Below are 14483 nucleotides of genomic sequence, written 5' to 3'. Positions count from 1 at the left end.
CCGTGACATACCCCGGGCCGCCGCGACCGGTCGAGGTCTCCGCCACACCCCTCGCGGAACTCGCCGATCAACTGGGTGTCCAAGCGCCCACGGCCGCGGCAGCAGTCACCGGCATCACCCACGACTCCCGTGCGGTGCGCCCCGGCGACCTGTACGCGGCCCTGCCCGGAGCCCGCGCGCACGGCGCCGACTTCGCCGCGCAGGCCGCCTCGCTCGGCGCCGTCGCCGCGCTGACCGACCCGGCGGGCTGGCAGCGCGTGTCCGAGGCCGGCCTGGTCCCGCTCGTCGTGGACAACCCGCGCAGCCGGATGGGCGAGCTGGCCGCCACGATCTACGGCCACCCCGGCCGGGACCTGCTCCAGATCGGCATCACCGGTACCTCGGGCAAGACCACCACCGCGTACCTCATCGAGGGCGGCCTGAAGACCGTGCGCAGCACCGGTCTCATCGGCACGGTCGAGATGCGGATCGGCGACGAGCGGATCAAGTCCGAGCGCACCACTCCGGAAGCCACCGATCTCCAGGCGCTGTTCGCGGTCATGCGCGAGCGCGGCACGGACGCCGTCGCCATGGAGGTCTCCAGCCACGCCCTCGTGCTGGGCCGGGTCGACGCCTGCGTCTTCGACGTGGCCGTCTTCAACAACCTGAGCCCGGAGCACATGGAGTTCCACTCCGACATGGAGGACTACTTCCAGGCGAAGGCCCAGCTGTTCACGAAGGCGCGCAGCAAACAGGGCGTCGTGAACTTCGACGACGAGTACGGGCGCCGGCTCATCGACGAGTCCGAGGTCCCGGTCGTCACGTTCTCCGCCGAGGGCCACCCGGACGCCGACTGGCGCGCCGAGGACGTCGAAGTCGGGCCCTTCGACTCGACGTTGACGGTCATCGGCCCCAAGGGCGAGCGGATCACCGCCAAATCGCCGCTCGCGGGCCCCTTCAACGTGGCGAACACCCTCGCCGCCATCGTGACCCTCGCCGTCGCCGGGATCGACCCGCAGACCGCGGCCGACGGCGTCGCCGCCGTACCCGGCGTGCCCGGTCGCCTGGAGCGCGTGGAGGCCGGCCAGAAGTACCTCGCCGTCGTCGACTACGCGCACAAGACCGACGCCGTGGAGTCCGTCCTGCGGGCGCTGCGCAAGGTCACCGAGAACAAGCTGCACATCGTGCTCGGCTGCGGCGGCGACCGCGACAAGACCAAGCGGATGCCGATGGGCGCGGCCGCGGCGCGGTTCGCCGACACGGCCATCCTCACCTCCGACAATCCGCGCTCCGAGGACCCCCTCGCGATCCTCGCCACGATGCTCGCGGGCGCCGCCGACGTGCCGGCCCACGAGCGGGGCGACGTCGCCGTGTTCGAGGACCGGGCCGCCGCCGTCGCCGCTGCCGTGGCGCGTGCCGAGCCCGGCGACACGGTGCTCGTCGCGGGCAAGGGCCACGAGCAGGGCCAGGACATCGCCGGTGTGATCCGCCCGTTCGACGACCGCCAGGTGCTCCGCGCGGCCATCGAAGCGGCCGAAGCCACCGTCGACAACCAGAAAACCCAGGGATGAAGTTGTGATCGCCCTCTCCCTCGCCGAGATCGCCTCAGCCGTCGGCGGGCAGACGTACGACATACCGGACCCGCAGGTCCGGGTGACCGGGCCGGTCGTCATCGACTCGCGCAAGGTCGAGCCGGGAAGCCTGTTCGCCGCCTTCGTGGGCGAGCGGGTCGACGGCCACGACTACGCGCGCGAGGTCGTCGACAAGGGTGCCGTCGCCGTGCTGGCCTCGCGCCCGGTCGGCGTGCCCGCCATCGTCGTGGACGACGTCCAGGCCGCGCTCGGCGCGCTGGCCCGGCACGTGGTCGCACGGCTCGGCGCCGCGCTGGTTGCCCTCACCGGCTCCGCCGGCAAGACCAGTACCAAGGACCTGATCGCCCAGGTGCTGCGCCGCAAGGCCGACACGGTCTTCACGCCGGGCTCGTTCAACAACGAGATCGGCCTGCCGCTGACCGCGCTCACCGCCACCGACGAGACGCAGTTCCTCGTCCTGGAGATGGGCGCCCGCGGCATCGGCCACATCAGGTACCTGACGGGCCTCACGCCCCCGAAGGTCGGAGTCGTCCTGAACGTCGGGACCGCGCACATCGGCGAGTTCGGCGGCCGCGAGCAGATCGCGGAAGCGAAGGGCGAGCTGGTCGAGTCGCTGCCGGAGGACGGCACCGCGATCCTCAACGCGGACGACCCGCTGGTGCGGGCCATGGCCTCGCGCACGAAGGCGAAGGTGCTCTTCTTCGGAGAAGCCGACAACGCCGACATCCGTGCCGAGAACGTCCGGCTCACGGACACCGGACAGCCCGCCTTTAGCCTGCACACACCCTCCGGGTGCAGCGACGTGACCTTGCGCCTGTACGGTGAGCACCACGTGTCGAACGCGCTCGCCGCGGCCGCCGTCGCCCATGACCTTGGCATGTCCGTGGAGGAGATCGCCCTCGCGCTCTCCGAGGCGGGCAACCTGTCCCGCTGGCGGATGGAGGTCACCGAGCGCTCGGACGGCGTCACGATCGTCAACGACGCCTACAACGCGAACCCCGAGTCCATGCGAGCGGCGCTGCGCGCGCTGGTGGCCATGGGCAAGGGGCGCCGGACGTGGGCGGTGCTCGGGCAGATGGCCGAGCTGGGCGACGAGTCGCTGACCGAGCACGACGCCGTCGGACGGCTCGCCGTCCGGCTCAACGTCAGCAAGCTCGTTGCAGTCGGGGGCAGGGAAGCGTCCTGGATGCAACTGGGCGCCTATAACGAGGGTTCGTGGGGTGAGGAGTCGGTGCACGTGTCCGACGCACAGGCGGCGATCGACCTGCTGCGCAGCGAGCTGCGCCCGGGAGACGTCGTGCTCGTGAAGGCATCCAGGTCGGTGGGCCTGGAGAGCGTGGCACAGGCGCTGCTCTCCGACGTGCAGGGTGGGGTTGATGCCTGATGATGAAGCAGATCCTGTTCGCGGGCGTCATCGGTCTCTTCCTGACGCTCGCCGGAACGCCGCTCCTTATCAAGCTCCTTGCGCGCAAGGGCTACGGCCAGTTCATCCGTGACGACGGCCCGCGCGAGCACCACAGCAAGCGCGGCACGCCGACCATGGGTGGTATCGCCTTCATCCTGGCGACCCTCATCGCGTACTTCCTCAGCAAGCTCATCACCGGCGCGGCGCCGACCCTGTCGGGTCTGCTCGTGCTCGGTCTGATGGCGGGCATGGGGCTCGTCGGCTTCCTCGACGACTACATCAAGATCGTCAAGCGGCGTTCGCTCGGCCTCAGAGCCAAGGCCAAGATGGCCGGACAGCTGATCGTCGGCATCGCCTTCGCGGTGATCTCACTGCAGTTCGCGGACGTCAGAGGCAACACCCCCGCGTCCACCAAGCTCTCCTTCGTGGAGGACTTCGGCTGGTCGATCGGCCCGGTCCTGTTCGTGGTCTGGGCGCTGTTCATGATCCTCGCGATGTCGAACGGCGTGAACCTGACGGACGGCCTCGACGGCCTCGCCACCGGCGCCTCCGTGATGGTCTTCGGCGCGTACACCTTCATCGGTGTCTGGCAGTTCCAGGAGTCCTGCGCCAACGCGCAGACCCTCACCAACCCAGGGGCGTGTTTCGAGGTCAGAGACCCGCTCGACCTGGCGGTGGTCGCATCGGCCCTGATGGGCGCCTGTTTCGGCTTCCTGTGGTGGAACACCTCGCCCGCCAAGATCTTCATGGGTGACACGGGCTCGCTGGCCCTCGGCGGCGCCCTCGCGGGCCTCGCGATCTGCTCGCGCACGGAACTCCTCCTCGCGCTCCTGGGCGGCCTGTTCGTCCTCATCACGATGTCCGTCGTCATCCAGGTCGGCTCGTTCCGGATGACCGGCAAGCGCGTCTTCCGGATGGCGCCGCTCCAGCACCACTTCGAACTCAAGGGGTGGTCCGAAGTCCTTGTCGTGGTCCGGTTCTGGATCATCCAGGGCATGTGCGTGATCGTCGGACTCGGCCTCTTCTACGCAGGATGGGCAGCCAAGAAGTGACCTCCTGGCAGGGCATGAACATCACCGTCGCCGGTCTCGGCGTGAGCGGCATCAGCGCCGCCCGCGCCCTGGCCGGCTTCGGCGCGTCGGTGACCGTCGTGGACGGCGGCGACAGCGAGGCACACCGCGAAAAGGCGGCCCTTCTTAAAGAAGAGGGGATTTCCGTCCAGCTCGGTGACTCGTCCACCCTGCCCGAGGGCACGGAGCTCGTCGTCACCTCGCCCGGCTGGAAGCCCTCCTCGCCGCTGTTCGCGGAGGCCGCGGCCGCGGGCGTGGACGTCGTCGGCGACGTCGAGATCGCCTGGCGGCTGCGCGGCCCGAACGCCGCGCCCTGGCTCGCGATCACCGGCACCAACGGCAAGACCACGACGACGCAGATGCTCGCGTCGATCCTGGAAGCTGCGGGACTGCGTACGGCCGCCGTCGGCAACATCGGCACGCCGATCATCGACGTGGTCCTCCAGGGCGACGAGGCCTACGACGTGTTCGCCGTCGAGCTCTCCTCGTACCAGCTGCACTGGGCGCCCTCGCTGCGCGCCCACTCCGGCGCCGTCCTGAACCTCGCGCCCGACCACCTCGACTGGCACGGCTCCATGGAGGCGTACGCCGCCGACAAGGGCCGCATCTACGAGGGCAACCAGGTCGCCTGCGTCTACAACGTCGCCGACAAGGCGACCGAGGATCTGGTCGTCGAGGCCGACGTCGAGGAGGGCTGCCGCGCCATCGGCTTCACCCTCGGCACGCCGGGCCCCTCCGAACTCGGCGTCGTGGACGGCATCCTGGTCGACCGCGCCTTCGCTCCGAACCGGCAGAAGAACGCCCAGGAACTCGCCGAGATCGGGGACGTCAACCCGCCGGCCCCGCACAACATCGCCAACGCCCTCGCCGCGGCGGCCCTCGCCCGCGCCTACGGTGTCGAGCCCCAGGCCGTCCGCGACGGCCTGCGCAACTTCCGCCCCGACGCCCACCGCATCGAGCACGTCGCCGACGTGGCGGGTGTCGCGTACGTGGACGACTCCAAGGCGACCAACACCCACGCCACGCAGGCGTCGTTGGCCTCGTACGAGTCCATCGTGTGGATCGCCGGCGGGCTCGCCAAGGGCGCCACCTTCGACGAGCTGGTGACGGGCGCGGCGAAGCGGCTGCGCGGCGTCGTCCTGATCGGCGCGGACCGGGCTCTGATCCGGGAAGCCCTGCAGCGACACGCCCCGGAAGTACCGGTCGTCGACCTCGACCGGACCGACACTGGGGCGATGTCGGCGGCGGTCCAGGAGGCCGCGCGGCTCGCCCGCGAAGGGGACACCGTGCTGATGGCCCCGGCCTGCGCGTCGATGGACATGTTCACCAACTACAACAAGCGTGGCGAGGCGTTCGCGGAAGCGGTCCGCGAACTGGGCGCCACCAGCGTCTGACGGGGCTCGAGAGGGTGCCCGGTGACGCCGGGCACCCTTCGGGAGGGGAACGTGGCAGCGCAGACGTACGGCTCATCGGTGGGGGACGGTCATGGCCGGTAGCAGTCCTCCCCGCACGACCGGGCGCCCCCTCGCGCCGCCGCGGAAGACCAGCAAGGTCTACCGGGCCCGGGTCAATCCGGTAAGCCGCCTGTACTCCCGGGCCAAGCGGGCCTGGGACCGGCCGCTGACCGCGTACTACCTGATCATCGGGGCCGCGCTGCTGCTCACCGTGCTCGGCCTGGTCATGGTCTACTCGGCCTCGATGATCACGGCCCTGCAGATGGGCCTGTCCAGCTCGTACTTCTTCAAGAAGCAGTTCGTCGCGGCCGTCATCGGCGGCATCCTGCTGCTGATCGCGATGCGGATGCCGGTGAAGCTGCACCGGGCGCTCGCGTATCCGATCCTCGCCGTCAGCGTCTTCCTCATGGTCCTCGTGCAGGTGCCGGGGATAGGAGTGTCGATCAACGGCAACCAGAACTGGATCTCGCTGGGCGGCCCCTTCATGCTGCAGCCCAGCGAGTTCGGGAAGCTGGCGTTGATCCTCTGGGGCGCCGACCTGCTGGCGCGCAAGCACGACAAGCGGCTCCTCACGCAGTGGAAGCACATGCTGGTGCCGCTCGTTCCGGTGGCGTTCATGCTGCTCGGGCTGATCATGCTCGGCGGCGACATGGGCACCGCGATCCTGCTGACCGCGATCCTTTTCGGCCTGCTGTGGACGGCCGGGGCGCCGACGCGGCTCTTCGTGGGCGTGCTGTCGGTGGCCGCCGTGATCGGCCTGCTCCTGATCAAGACCAGCCCGAACCGCATGGCGCGCCTGGCCTGTCTGGGCAGCGCCGACGCGGGGCCGGGCGACATGTGCTGGCAGGGACTGCACGGGATCTACGCCCTGGCCTCCGGCGGACTCTTCGGTTCCGGGCTCGGAGCGAGTGTGGAAAAATGGGGACAACTTCCCGAAGCGCACACCGACTTCATCTTTGCCATCACCGGTGAGGAACTGGGCCTGGCGGGGACGCTGTCGGTGCTCGCCCTGTTCGCGGCTCTAGGCTATGCGGGTATCCGCGTGGCCGGACGCACGGAGGACCCCTTCGTTCGCTATGCCGCGGGAGGCGTGACGACGTGGATCACGGCCCAGGCCGTGGTCAACATCGGTGCGGTGCTCGGCCTGCTGCCGATCGCCGGAGTCCCGCTCCCGCTGTTCTCGTACGGCGGGTCCGCGCTGCTTCCGACCATGTTCGCCGTGGGGCTGCTCATCGCGTTCGCGCGCGACGAGCCGGCGGCGCGGGCGGCCCTCGCCATGCGGCGGAGCCCGGGAGTCCGGGGGATGAGATGGAACACGATGCGACGGCGTGCCTCGGCACGCCCGTCCAGAGAGCGGTGAATTTCGGTGCATGTCGTACTCGCCGGTGGGGGGACCGCCGGCCACATCGAGCCGGCGCTCGCCCTCGCGGACGCCCTGCGCAGGCAGGACCCGACCGTGGGCATCACGGCCCTGGGCACGGAACGCGGCCTTGAGACCCGTCTCGTACCGGAGCGCGGTTACGAACTGGGCCTGATCCCCGCCGTGCCACTGCCGCGCAAGCCCACGCCCGAGCTGATCACCGTCCCCGGCCGGCTGCGCGGCACCATCAAGGCGGCCGAGCAGATCCTGGAGCGCACGAAGGCGGACGCGGTCGTCGGTTTCGGCGGCTATGTCGCCCTGCCCGGCTACCTCGCGGCCAAGCGGCTCGGAGTGCCGATCGTCGTGCACGAGGCCAACGCGCGGCCCGGTCTGGCGAACAAGATCGGCTCGCGGTACGCGGCGCAGGTCGCGGTCTCCACGCCCGACAGCAAGCTGCGCGGCTCCCGCTACATCGGCATCCCATTGCGCCGCACCATCGCCACGCTCGACCGGGCCCGCGTGCGGCCCGAGGCGCGCGCCGCGTTCGGCCTCGACCCGAACCTGCCGACGCTGCTCGTCTCCGGCGGCTCCCAGGGCGCCCGGCACCTCAACGAGGTCGTCACCCGCGTCGCGCCGCTCCTGCAGCGCTCCGGCATCCAGGTGCTGCACGTGGTCGGCCCCAAGAACGAACTGCCGCAGGTCCAGCAGATGCCGGGGATGCCCCCGTACATCCCGGTACCGTACGTGGACCGGATGGACCTCGCGTACGCCGCGGCCGACATGATGCTCTGCCGCGCGGGCGCGATGACCGTCGCCGAACTCTCCGCCGTCGGGCTCCCGGCCGCCTACGTCCCGCTGCCCATCGGCAACGGCGAACAGCGGCTGAACGCCCAGCCGGTGGTCAAGGCCGGCGGCGGACTGCTGGTCGACGACGCGGAGCTGACCCCCGAGTGGGTCCAGGCCAATGTCCTGCCCGTGCTCGCCGACCCGCACAAGCTGTACGAGATGTCCCGCGCGGCCGCCGAGTTCGGCCGCAGGGACGCCGACGACCTGCTCGTCGGGATGGTGTACGAGGCGATCAACTCGCGTCGCTAGTGAGTAGACGAAGGTAAGGCAGGGGACAGTGGCCGGACCCACCACGACGGATCGCGAACAAGAGTCGTCCGAGGCGTCCGAGCCGCCCCCCGCCGCGCGATGGGTGCGCATGCCGAGCGTGCGCACCCTTGTCGTGACCGGGGTGCTGCTCGTGCTGCTCGGCGCGGGCGGCACCTGGCTGCTGTACGGCTCGCCGTGGCTGCGCGTGGAGCGCGTCAAGCCCTCCGGCACCCGGGTCCTGACGCCGGCTCAGGTCCGGGACGCGGCCGCGGTTCCCGTCGGCGCCCCGCTGATCTCCGTCGACACGGACGCGATCGAGGACCGGCTGCGCCGGAAATTGCCCCGAATCGACGTTGTTGATGTGGTCCGTTCCTGGCCGCACGGAATCGGGCTGAAAGTGACGGAACGTAAACCGGTTCTGATTGTCGAAGACGGCGGAAATTCAGACAAGTTCGTCGAAGTCGACCGGGAAGGCGTTCGTTTCGCGACGGTCGACAAGCCGCTGAAGCATGTTCCCCTCCTCGAATTGACGCCGGATCAGGGCGGCGCCGAGGCGAGCCTGCGGCGCTTCGGCCCCGACCGGCTCGTGCGCGAGGCGGTGCGGGTCGCCGGACAGCTCCCGAAGCAGGTCGCGCGGGACACGCGGACCGTCAAGGTCCGCTCGTACGACGACATCTCGCTGGAGCTGACCGGGGGGCGGACCGTCGCCTGGGGAAGCGCCGAGCGGGGTGACACGAAAGCGCGCACTCTCACCGCTCTCATGAAAGCCGCCCCGAAGGCCAGGCACTTGGACGTGAGTGTTCCCACGGCCCCTGCCGCGTCCGGGAGTTGACGCCCATCGATGCAGGCCAGCACCCTGGTTGGGCATCGACATGGCTGATCACATAGGGTGAAAAGAAAAACGGGAGGTTCGGCGTGTTCGTTGAACGGGCGCCACTTGTCGACTTAGTGTCAGGTTCGGAAGAGTCCAGGAAACAGACACACTGGTAACCCTAAACTTCAGCGTTAGGGTTCGGGTCGGCAGTCGACTAGTAGTCAACTAGTAGTCCGGACCGCCCCAATTCGGCATCAGTCGTCGCACCGTTGAACGCGAGGCGGCGACACGTAACTCGAGGCGAGAGGCCTTCGACGTGGCAGCACCGCAGAACTACCTCGCAGTCATCAAAGTCATCGGTGTCGGCGGCGGTGGTGTCAATGCCATCAACCGGATGATCGAGGTCGGTCTCAAGGGCGTCGAGTTCATCGCCATCAACACCGATGCGCAAGCCCTGTTGATGAGCGACGCGGACGTCAAGCTCGACGTCGGCCGTGAACTCACCCGCGGACTCGGCGCCGGAGCCAATCCGGGCGTCGGACGCAAGGCGGCCGAGGACCACCGCGAGGAGATCGAGGAGGTCCTCAAGGGGGCCGACATGGTCTTCGTCACCGCCGGTGAAGGTGGCGGCACCGGCACCGGCGGCGCACCCGTCGTGGCCAACATCGCGCGCTCTCTCGGCGCCCTCACGATCGGTGTGGTCACCCGGCCGTTCACCTTCGAGGGCCGGCGCCGGGCGAACCAGGCGGAGGACGGCATCGCCGAGCTCCGCGAAGAGGTCGACACCCTCATCGTCATCCCGAACGACCGGCTCCTGTCCATCTCGGACCGGCAGGTCTCCGTCCTCGACGCGTTCAAGTCGGCGGACCAGGTCCTGCTCTCCGGTGTCCAGGGCATCACCGACCTCATCACCACCCCGGGTCTGATCAACCTCGACTTCGCGGACGTGAAGTCCGTGATGTCCGAGGCGGGTTCCGCCCTCATGGGCATCGGCTCGGCCCGCGGCGACGACCGCGCGGTGGCCGCCGCGGAGATGGCGATCTCCTCGCCGCTCCTCGAGGCGTCCATCGACGGCGCCCGCGGCGTGCTGCTCTCCATCTCCGGCGGCTCGGACCTCGGTCTCTTCGAGATCAACGAGGCGGCGCAGCTGGTCAGTGAGGCGGCCCACCCCGAGGCGAACATCATCTTCGGCGCCGTCATCGACGACGCGCTCGGCGACGAGGTGCGGGTCACCGTCATCGCCGCCGGTTTCGACGGCGGACAGCCGCCGAACAAGCGGGAGAACGTGGTCGGTTCGCAGACCGCCAAGCGCGAGGAACCGGCGACGCCGGCGCGGCCCTCGACGCCGGCCCCCGAGCCCGCGCGTCCGAGCTTCGGCAACCTCGGCAGCGTCACCCAGCGCGAGGAGTCCCAGCCGCAGACGCCGACCCCGGCCCCGCCGGCCGAGGCGCCCGCTCCGGTGAACGAGGCGCCGGTGGCCCCGCCCGCCCCGCCGCAGGTTCCGCGGCCGTCCTACCCGGACAGCCAGGCCGAGGAGCTCGACGTGCCGGACTTCCTCAAGTGATCACGTGTTTCTGAACGTGATCGTGGAGCAGGTCGGATCACCGCAGTGACAGGACAACATCACACAGTGTCTTCCGAGAGTGGCGCGCACTTCGCCTTCACCGACCGGTGGGGCGGGGTGAGCGCCGCTCCGTTCGAGGAGCTGAATCTCGGCGGCGCGGTCGGCGACGACTCCGAGGCCGTACTGCGCAACCGGGAGCTGGCCGCGCGGTCGCTCGGCATCGAGGCCTCCCGTGTCGTGTGGATGAACCAGGTGCACGGCCCCGACGTGGCGGTCGTGGACGGCCCCTGGCCCACCGAAGCCGACATTCCGTGCGTCGACGCCCTCGTCACCGCGCGGCGCGGACTCGCGCTCGCCGTGCTCACCGCGGACTGCACCCCCGTACTTCTCGCCGACCCGGTGGCCGGGGTCGTCGCCGCCGCGCACGCGGGGCGCCCCGGCATGGTCGCCGGCGTGGTGCCGGCCGCGGTTCGGGCGATGGTGGAGCGGGGCGCGGACCCGGCCCGGATCATCGCCCGTACGGGGCCCGCGGTCTGCGGGCGCTGCTACGAGGTGCCGGCCGGGATGCGGGCCGAGGTCGCGGCGGTGGAACCGGCGGCGTACGCCGAGACCAGCTGGGGAACTCCGGCCGTCGATGTGACCGCCGGTGTGCACGCTCAGCTGGAGCGGCTCGGGGTGCGTGACCGGGAGCGGTCGCCGGTGTGCACACTTGAGTCGCACGATCACTTCTCGTACCGCCGCGACAAGGCCACCGGCCGACTCGCCGGCTATGTCTGGCTGGACTGAGACGACATGACGAACCTCTCGGAACGTACGGCGGAGCTCGCCGCGAACCTGGCCGCGGTGGAGGAACGTATCACCGCGGCCTGCGCGGCGGCCGGGCGCAAGCGGGACGACGTGACCCTGATCGTGGTCACGAAGACCTACCCCGCGAGCGATGTGCGGATCCTGTCCGGGCTCGGCGTGCGGCACGTGGCGGAGAACCGGGACCAGGACGCGGCACCCAAGGCCGCGGAATGCTCGGATCTGCCGCTCACTTGGCACTTTGTCGGTCAGCTTCAGACCAACAAGGTCCGTTCTGTGGCGAGTTACGCCGATCTGGTGCAGTCCATCGATCGGGGCAAGCTCGTCACGGCGCTCTCCAAGGAAGCCGTGCGGGCCGAGCGCGAACTGGGTTGCCTGATCCAGGTCGCGCTCGACGCCGACGCGGACGGCCGGGGGGAGCGCGGGGGCGTCGGCCCCGGCGGAGTGGAGGAGTTGGCCGCTCGCGTGGCCGAGGCTCCGGGGCTGCGGCTCGACGGACTGATGACCGTCGCGCCGCTCACCGGGGGCTACGCGGGGCGGCAACAGGCGGCGTTCGAGCGGCTCATGGATTTGTCGACTGCCGTGCGCGCGGCCCATCCGGCTGCGAACATGGTCTCGGCAGGGATGAGTTCGGATCTCGAGCAGGCTGTGGCGGCCGGAGCGACACATGTGCGCGTCGGTACCGCGGTCCTCGGTGTCCGACCCCGGCTCGGGTAACGTCGCGAAGAAGTCGGACCACAGCAGAAAATATGGTCATTCTCGCTGATGGGCGGGGAGGCCACGTGGATCGCGGGCACTTTGGTTGACGTCAGCCGATCCACCACAGAGCGGAGGACTCAGAGAATGGCCGGCGCGATGCGCAAGATGGCGGTCTACCTCGGCCTCGTGGAGGACGATGGGTACGACGGCCGGGGGTTCGACCCCGATGACGACTTCGAGCCCGAACTCGACCCGGAGCCCGAGCGCGACCGTCGACGGCACGAGCCGTCGCATCAGTCACACAGCTCCCATGCCGCCACGGATGTGGAGGAATCGGTCAGAGTAGTGCAGCCCCCGGCGCAGCGTGAACCGGTGCGCCAACCTGCTTCGCTCGCCGCTGAATCCGGACGTCCGGCACGAATCGCCCCCGTGGCATCCATCACACCTGAACGTCAGAGCCTGGAGAAGAACGCACCGGTGATCATGCCCAAGGTCGTGTCCGAGCGGGAGCCCTACCGCATCACCACTTTGCACCCCCGGACCTACAACGAGGCCCGTACCATCGGGGAACACTTCCGTGAGGGCACTCCGGTGATCATGAATCTGACGGAGATGGACGACACCGATGCGAAGCGACTTGTCGACTTTGCCGCCGGTCTCGTGTTCGGTCTTCACGGAAGCATCGAGCGGGTGACACAGAAGGTGTTCCTGTTGTCGCCTGCTAACGTCGATGTCACGGCGGAGGACAAGGCCCGTATCGCAGAGGGCGGGTTCTTCAACCAGAGCTGAGACGCAGCAATAGTTCGACGGCTAGCAACCAACTAGTCACGAGGCACGAGACACAGGGGAGAGGGAACCGCCGACATGGGCGTGTTTTTTGATGTGGTCTACATCGCGCTGATGTGCTTCCTCATCGTGCTGATCTTCCGGCTGGTCATGGACTACGTCTTCCAGTTCGCCCGCTCGTGGCAACCCGGCAAGGCGATGGTGGTGGTCCTGGAGGCCACCTACACTGTCACTGATCCACCGCTCAAGCTTCTGCGGCGGTTCATTCCGCCGCTGCGTCTCGGGGGCGTGGCGCTCGACCTGTCCTTCTTCGTACTGATGATCATCGTCTACATCCTGATCTCCGTCGTGAGCCGGCTGTGAGCACGATGTCAACTACGGTCTTGCCGAATGCCGACGACAACGTTGAGGTGAAGAGATGCCGTTGACCCCCGAGGACGTGCGGAACAAGCAGTTCACGACCGTCCGCCTCCGAGAAGGCTATGACGAGGACGAGGTCGATGCCTTCCTCGATGAGGTCGAAGCCGAACTGACTCGTCTTCTTCGAGAGAACGAGGACCTGCGCGCGAAACTTGCCGCAGCCACCCGTGCCGCTGCCCAGAACCAGCAGCAGGGCGGCATGCGCAAGGGCCCCGGCGGTCCCGGTGGGCCTGGCGGCCCCGGTGGACCCGGTGGCCCCGATGGTCCGCAGGACCAGCAGCAGGGTCCCCCGCAGGGCATGCGAGGCCCGGGCGCCCCGGTGCCCGCGGGTATATCGGGCCCGCCGCAGCAGCAGATGGGCGGCCCCATGGGTGGCCCGCCCCAGCTGCCGAGCGGTGCCCCGCAGCTGCCGGCCGGTCCTGGTGGACACGGTCCGCAGGGTGGTCCGCAGGGTCCCGGCCCGATGGGTCAGGGTCCGATGGGCCAGCAGCCCCAGCTGGGCGGCCCGATGGGCGGTCCCATGGGCGGCCACGGCGGCCCGCAGCTGCCGCAGCCCGGTCAGGGCCCCGGTGGCGACAGCGCCGCCCGTGTCCTCTCGCTGGCCCAGCAGACCGCCGACCAGGCGATCGCCGAGGCCCGCTCCGAGGCGAACAAGATCGTCGGCGAGGCGCGCAGCCGTGCCGAGGGTCTCGAGCGTGACGCCCGTGCCAAGGCCGACGCCCTGGAGCGGGACGCGCAGGAGAAGCACCGCGTAGCGATGGGCTCCCTGGAGTCCGCCCGCGCCACGCTGGAGCGCAAGGTCGAGGACCTGCGCGGCTTTGAGCGCGAGTACCGCACGCGTCTGAAGTCGTACCTGGAGTCGCAGCTGCGCCAGCTGGAGACCCAGGCCGACGACTCGCTGGCCCCGCCGCGTACCCCGGCGACCGCGAGCCTGCCGCCGTCCCCGGCGCCTTCCATGGCTCCGGCCGGTGCGGGTGCGCCGTCCTACGGCGGCAACCAGTCGATGGGTGGCAACCAGCAGAGCGGCGGTCCGTCGTACGGCGGCGGTCAGCAGCAGATGTCGCCCGCGATGACGCAGCCGATGGCTCCGGTGCGGCCGCAGGGCCCGTCGCCGATGGGTCAGGCTCCGTCGCCGATGCGCGGCTTCCTCATCGACGAGGACGACAACTGAGCGGCGCGTGTGCGTAGCGCCTGGCAGTAGCTAGGCGTCGGCATTCATTCAGGCCTCGGCCCGGATCGTTTCTGCGATCCGGGCCGAGGTCTTTTTGCGGGCCGGTGGGGTGGGTGGTCAGGTGTGCGGCCTGGGTACGAAACGCCGAAGGGGCGGTTTGGCAGAAAAACGTTTGTTGCCAACCCCCCCTTCGGGTGGCGCCTTGGCCACCCGGCCGGGGGGGGATGGGGGGGGGGGGGGGGGGTAACCGGAAACCGGTGGGCCTCGGGG

At 69.7% G+C, this 14483-nt stretch carries 13 protein-coding genes; all 13 read left to right on the top strand.

What is annotated here, in order from left to right; translation table 11 throughout:
* Window positions 1-2 precede the first annotated feature (2 nt).
* The 13 genes from ACFV9W_RS36465 (at window position 3) to ACFV9W_RS36405 (ending at window position 14213) form a co-directional block, all read left to right on the top strand.
* The gene (locus tag ACFV9W_RS36465) at window positions 3-1550 is read left to right on the top strand and encodes a UDP-N-acetylmuramoyl-L-alanyl-D-glutamate--2,6-diaminopimelate ligase (protein ID WP_385769885.1); all 1548 of its coding nucleotides are present in this window, start codon (window positions 3-5) and stop codon (window positions 1548-1550) included.
* Between the two features lie 4 nt (window positions 1551-1554).
* A complete protein-coding gene (murF, locus tag ACFV9W_RS36460) occupies window positions 1555-2955 on the top strand; it encodes a UDP-N-acetylmuramoyl-tripeptide--D-alanyl-D-alanine ligase (protein ID WP_385769883.1) in 1401 nt (466 codons plus the stop codon).
* Window positions 2955-4028 carry a phospho-N-acetylmuramoyl-pentapeptide-transferase gene (gene mraY, locus ACFV9W_RS36455; protein ID WP_385769881.1) on the top strand — a complete coding sequence of 358 codons (1074 nt, stop codon included), beginning with the start codon at window positions 2955-2957 and terminating at the stop codon, window positions 4026-4028. Before murF ends, mraY begins: the two co-directional genes overlap by 1 nt.
* A complete protein-coding gene (murD, locus tag ACFV9W_RS36450; protein ID WP_385769878.1) occupies window positions 4010-5440 on the top strand; it encodes a UDP-N-acetylmuramoyl-L-alanine--D-glutamate ligase in 1431 nt (476 codons plus the stop codon). Before mraY ends, murD begins: the two co-directional genes overlap by 19 nt.
* Window positions 5441-5531: 91 nt before the next feature.
* Window positions 5532-6860, top strand: coding sequence for a putative lipid II flippase FtsW (gene ftsW, locus ACFV9W_RS36445; protein WP_385769876.1), 1329 nt, complete (start codon window positions 5532-5534; stop codon window positions 6858-6860).
* A gap of 6 nt (window positions 6861-6866) precedes the next feature.
* Complete coding sequence (gene murG, locus ACFV9W_RS36440) at window positions 6867-7955, top strand: undecaprenyldiphospho-muramoylpentapeptide beta-N-acetylglucosaminyltransferase (protein ID WP_385769874.1); 1089 nt, start codon at window positions 6867-6869, stop codon at window positions 7953-7955.
* A 28-nt stretch (window positions 7956-7983) separates the two neighbouring features.
* Window positions 7984-8787, top strand: a complete 804-nt coding sequence (locus tag ACFV9W_RS36435) for a cell division protein FtsQ/DivIB (protein WP_385769872.1) — start codon at window positions 7984-7986, stop codon at window positions 8785-8787.
* A gap of 298 nt (window positions 8788-9085) precedes the next feature.
* On the top strand, window positions 9086-10333 hold the full coding sequence (gene ftsZ, locus ACFV9W_RS36430) for a cell division protein FtsZ (protein ID WP_385769870.1): 1248 nt from the start codon (window positions 9086-9088) through the stop codon (window positions 10331-10333).
* Between the two features lie 45 nt (window positions 10334-10378).
* Entirely contained in the window at window positions 10379-11119 is a 741-nt protein-coding gene (gene pgeF, locus ACFV9W_RS36425) for a peptidoglycan editing factor PgeF (RefSeq protein WP_385769868.1), read from the top strand.
* A 6-nt stretch (window positions 11120-11125) separates the two neighbouring features.
* A complete protein-coding gene (locus tag ACFV9W_RS36420; RefSeq protein ID WP_385769866.1) occupies window positions 11126-11854 on the top strand; it encodes a YggS family pyridoxal phosphate-dependent enzyme in 729 nt (242 codons plus the stop codon).
* A gap of 126 nt (window positions 11855-11980) precedes the next feature.
* Window positions 11981-12625, top strand: coding sequence for a cell division protein SepF (locus ACFV9W_RS36415; RefSeq protein ID WP_385769864.1), 645 nt, complete (start codon window positions 11981-11983; stop codon window positions 12623-12625).
* 75 nt (window positions 12626-12700) lie between these two features.
* Window positions 12701-12985, top strand: coding sequence for a YggT family protein (locus tag ACFV9W_RS36410; RefSeq protein ID WP_385769862.1), 285 nt, complete (start codon window positions 12701-12703; stop codon window positions 12983-12985).
* Window positions 12986-13040: 55 nt separating this feature from the next.
* Window positions 13041-14213, top strand: coding sequence for a DivIVA domain-containing protein (locus tag ACFV9W_RS36405; RefSeq protein WP_385769860.1), 1173 nt, complete (start codon window positions 13041-13043; stop codon window positions 14211-14213).
* The last annotated feature ends 270 nt before the right edge of the window (window positions 14214-14483 follow it).

Source organism: Streptomyces sp. NPDC059897 (assembly GCF_042730865.1).
GTDB lineage: Bacteria > Actinomycetota > Actinomycetes > Streptomycetales > Streptomycetaceae > Streptomyces.
Note: the sequence above shows the minus strand (reverse complement) of the source record. Positions and strands in the feature narration are given on the sequence as shown.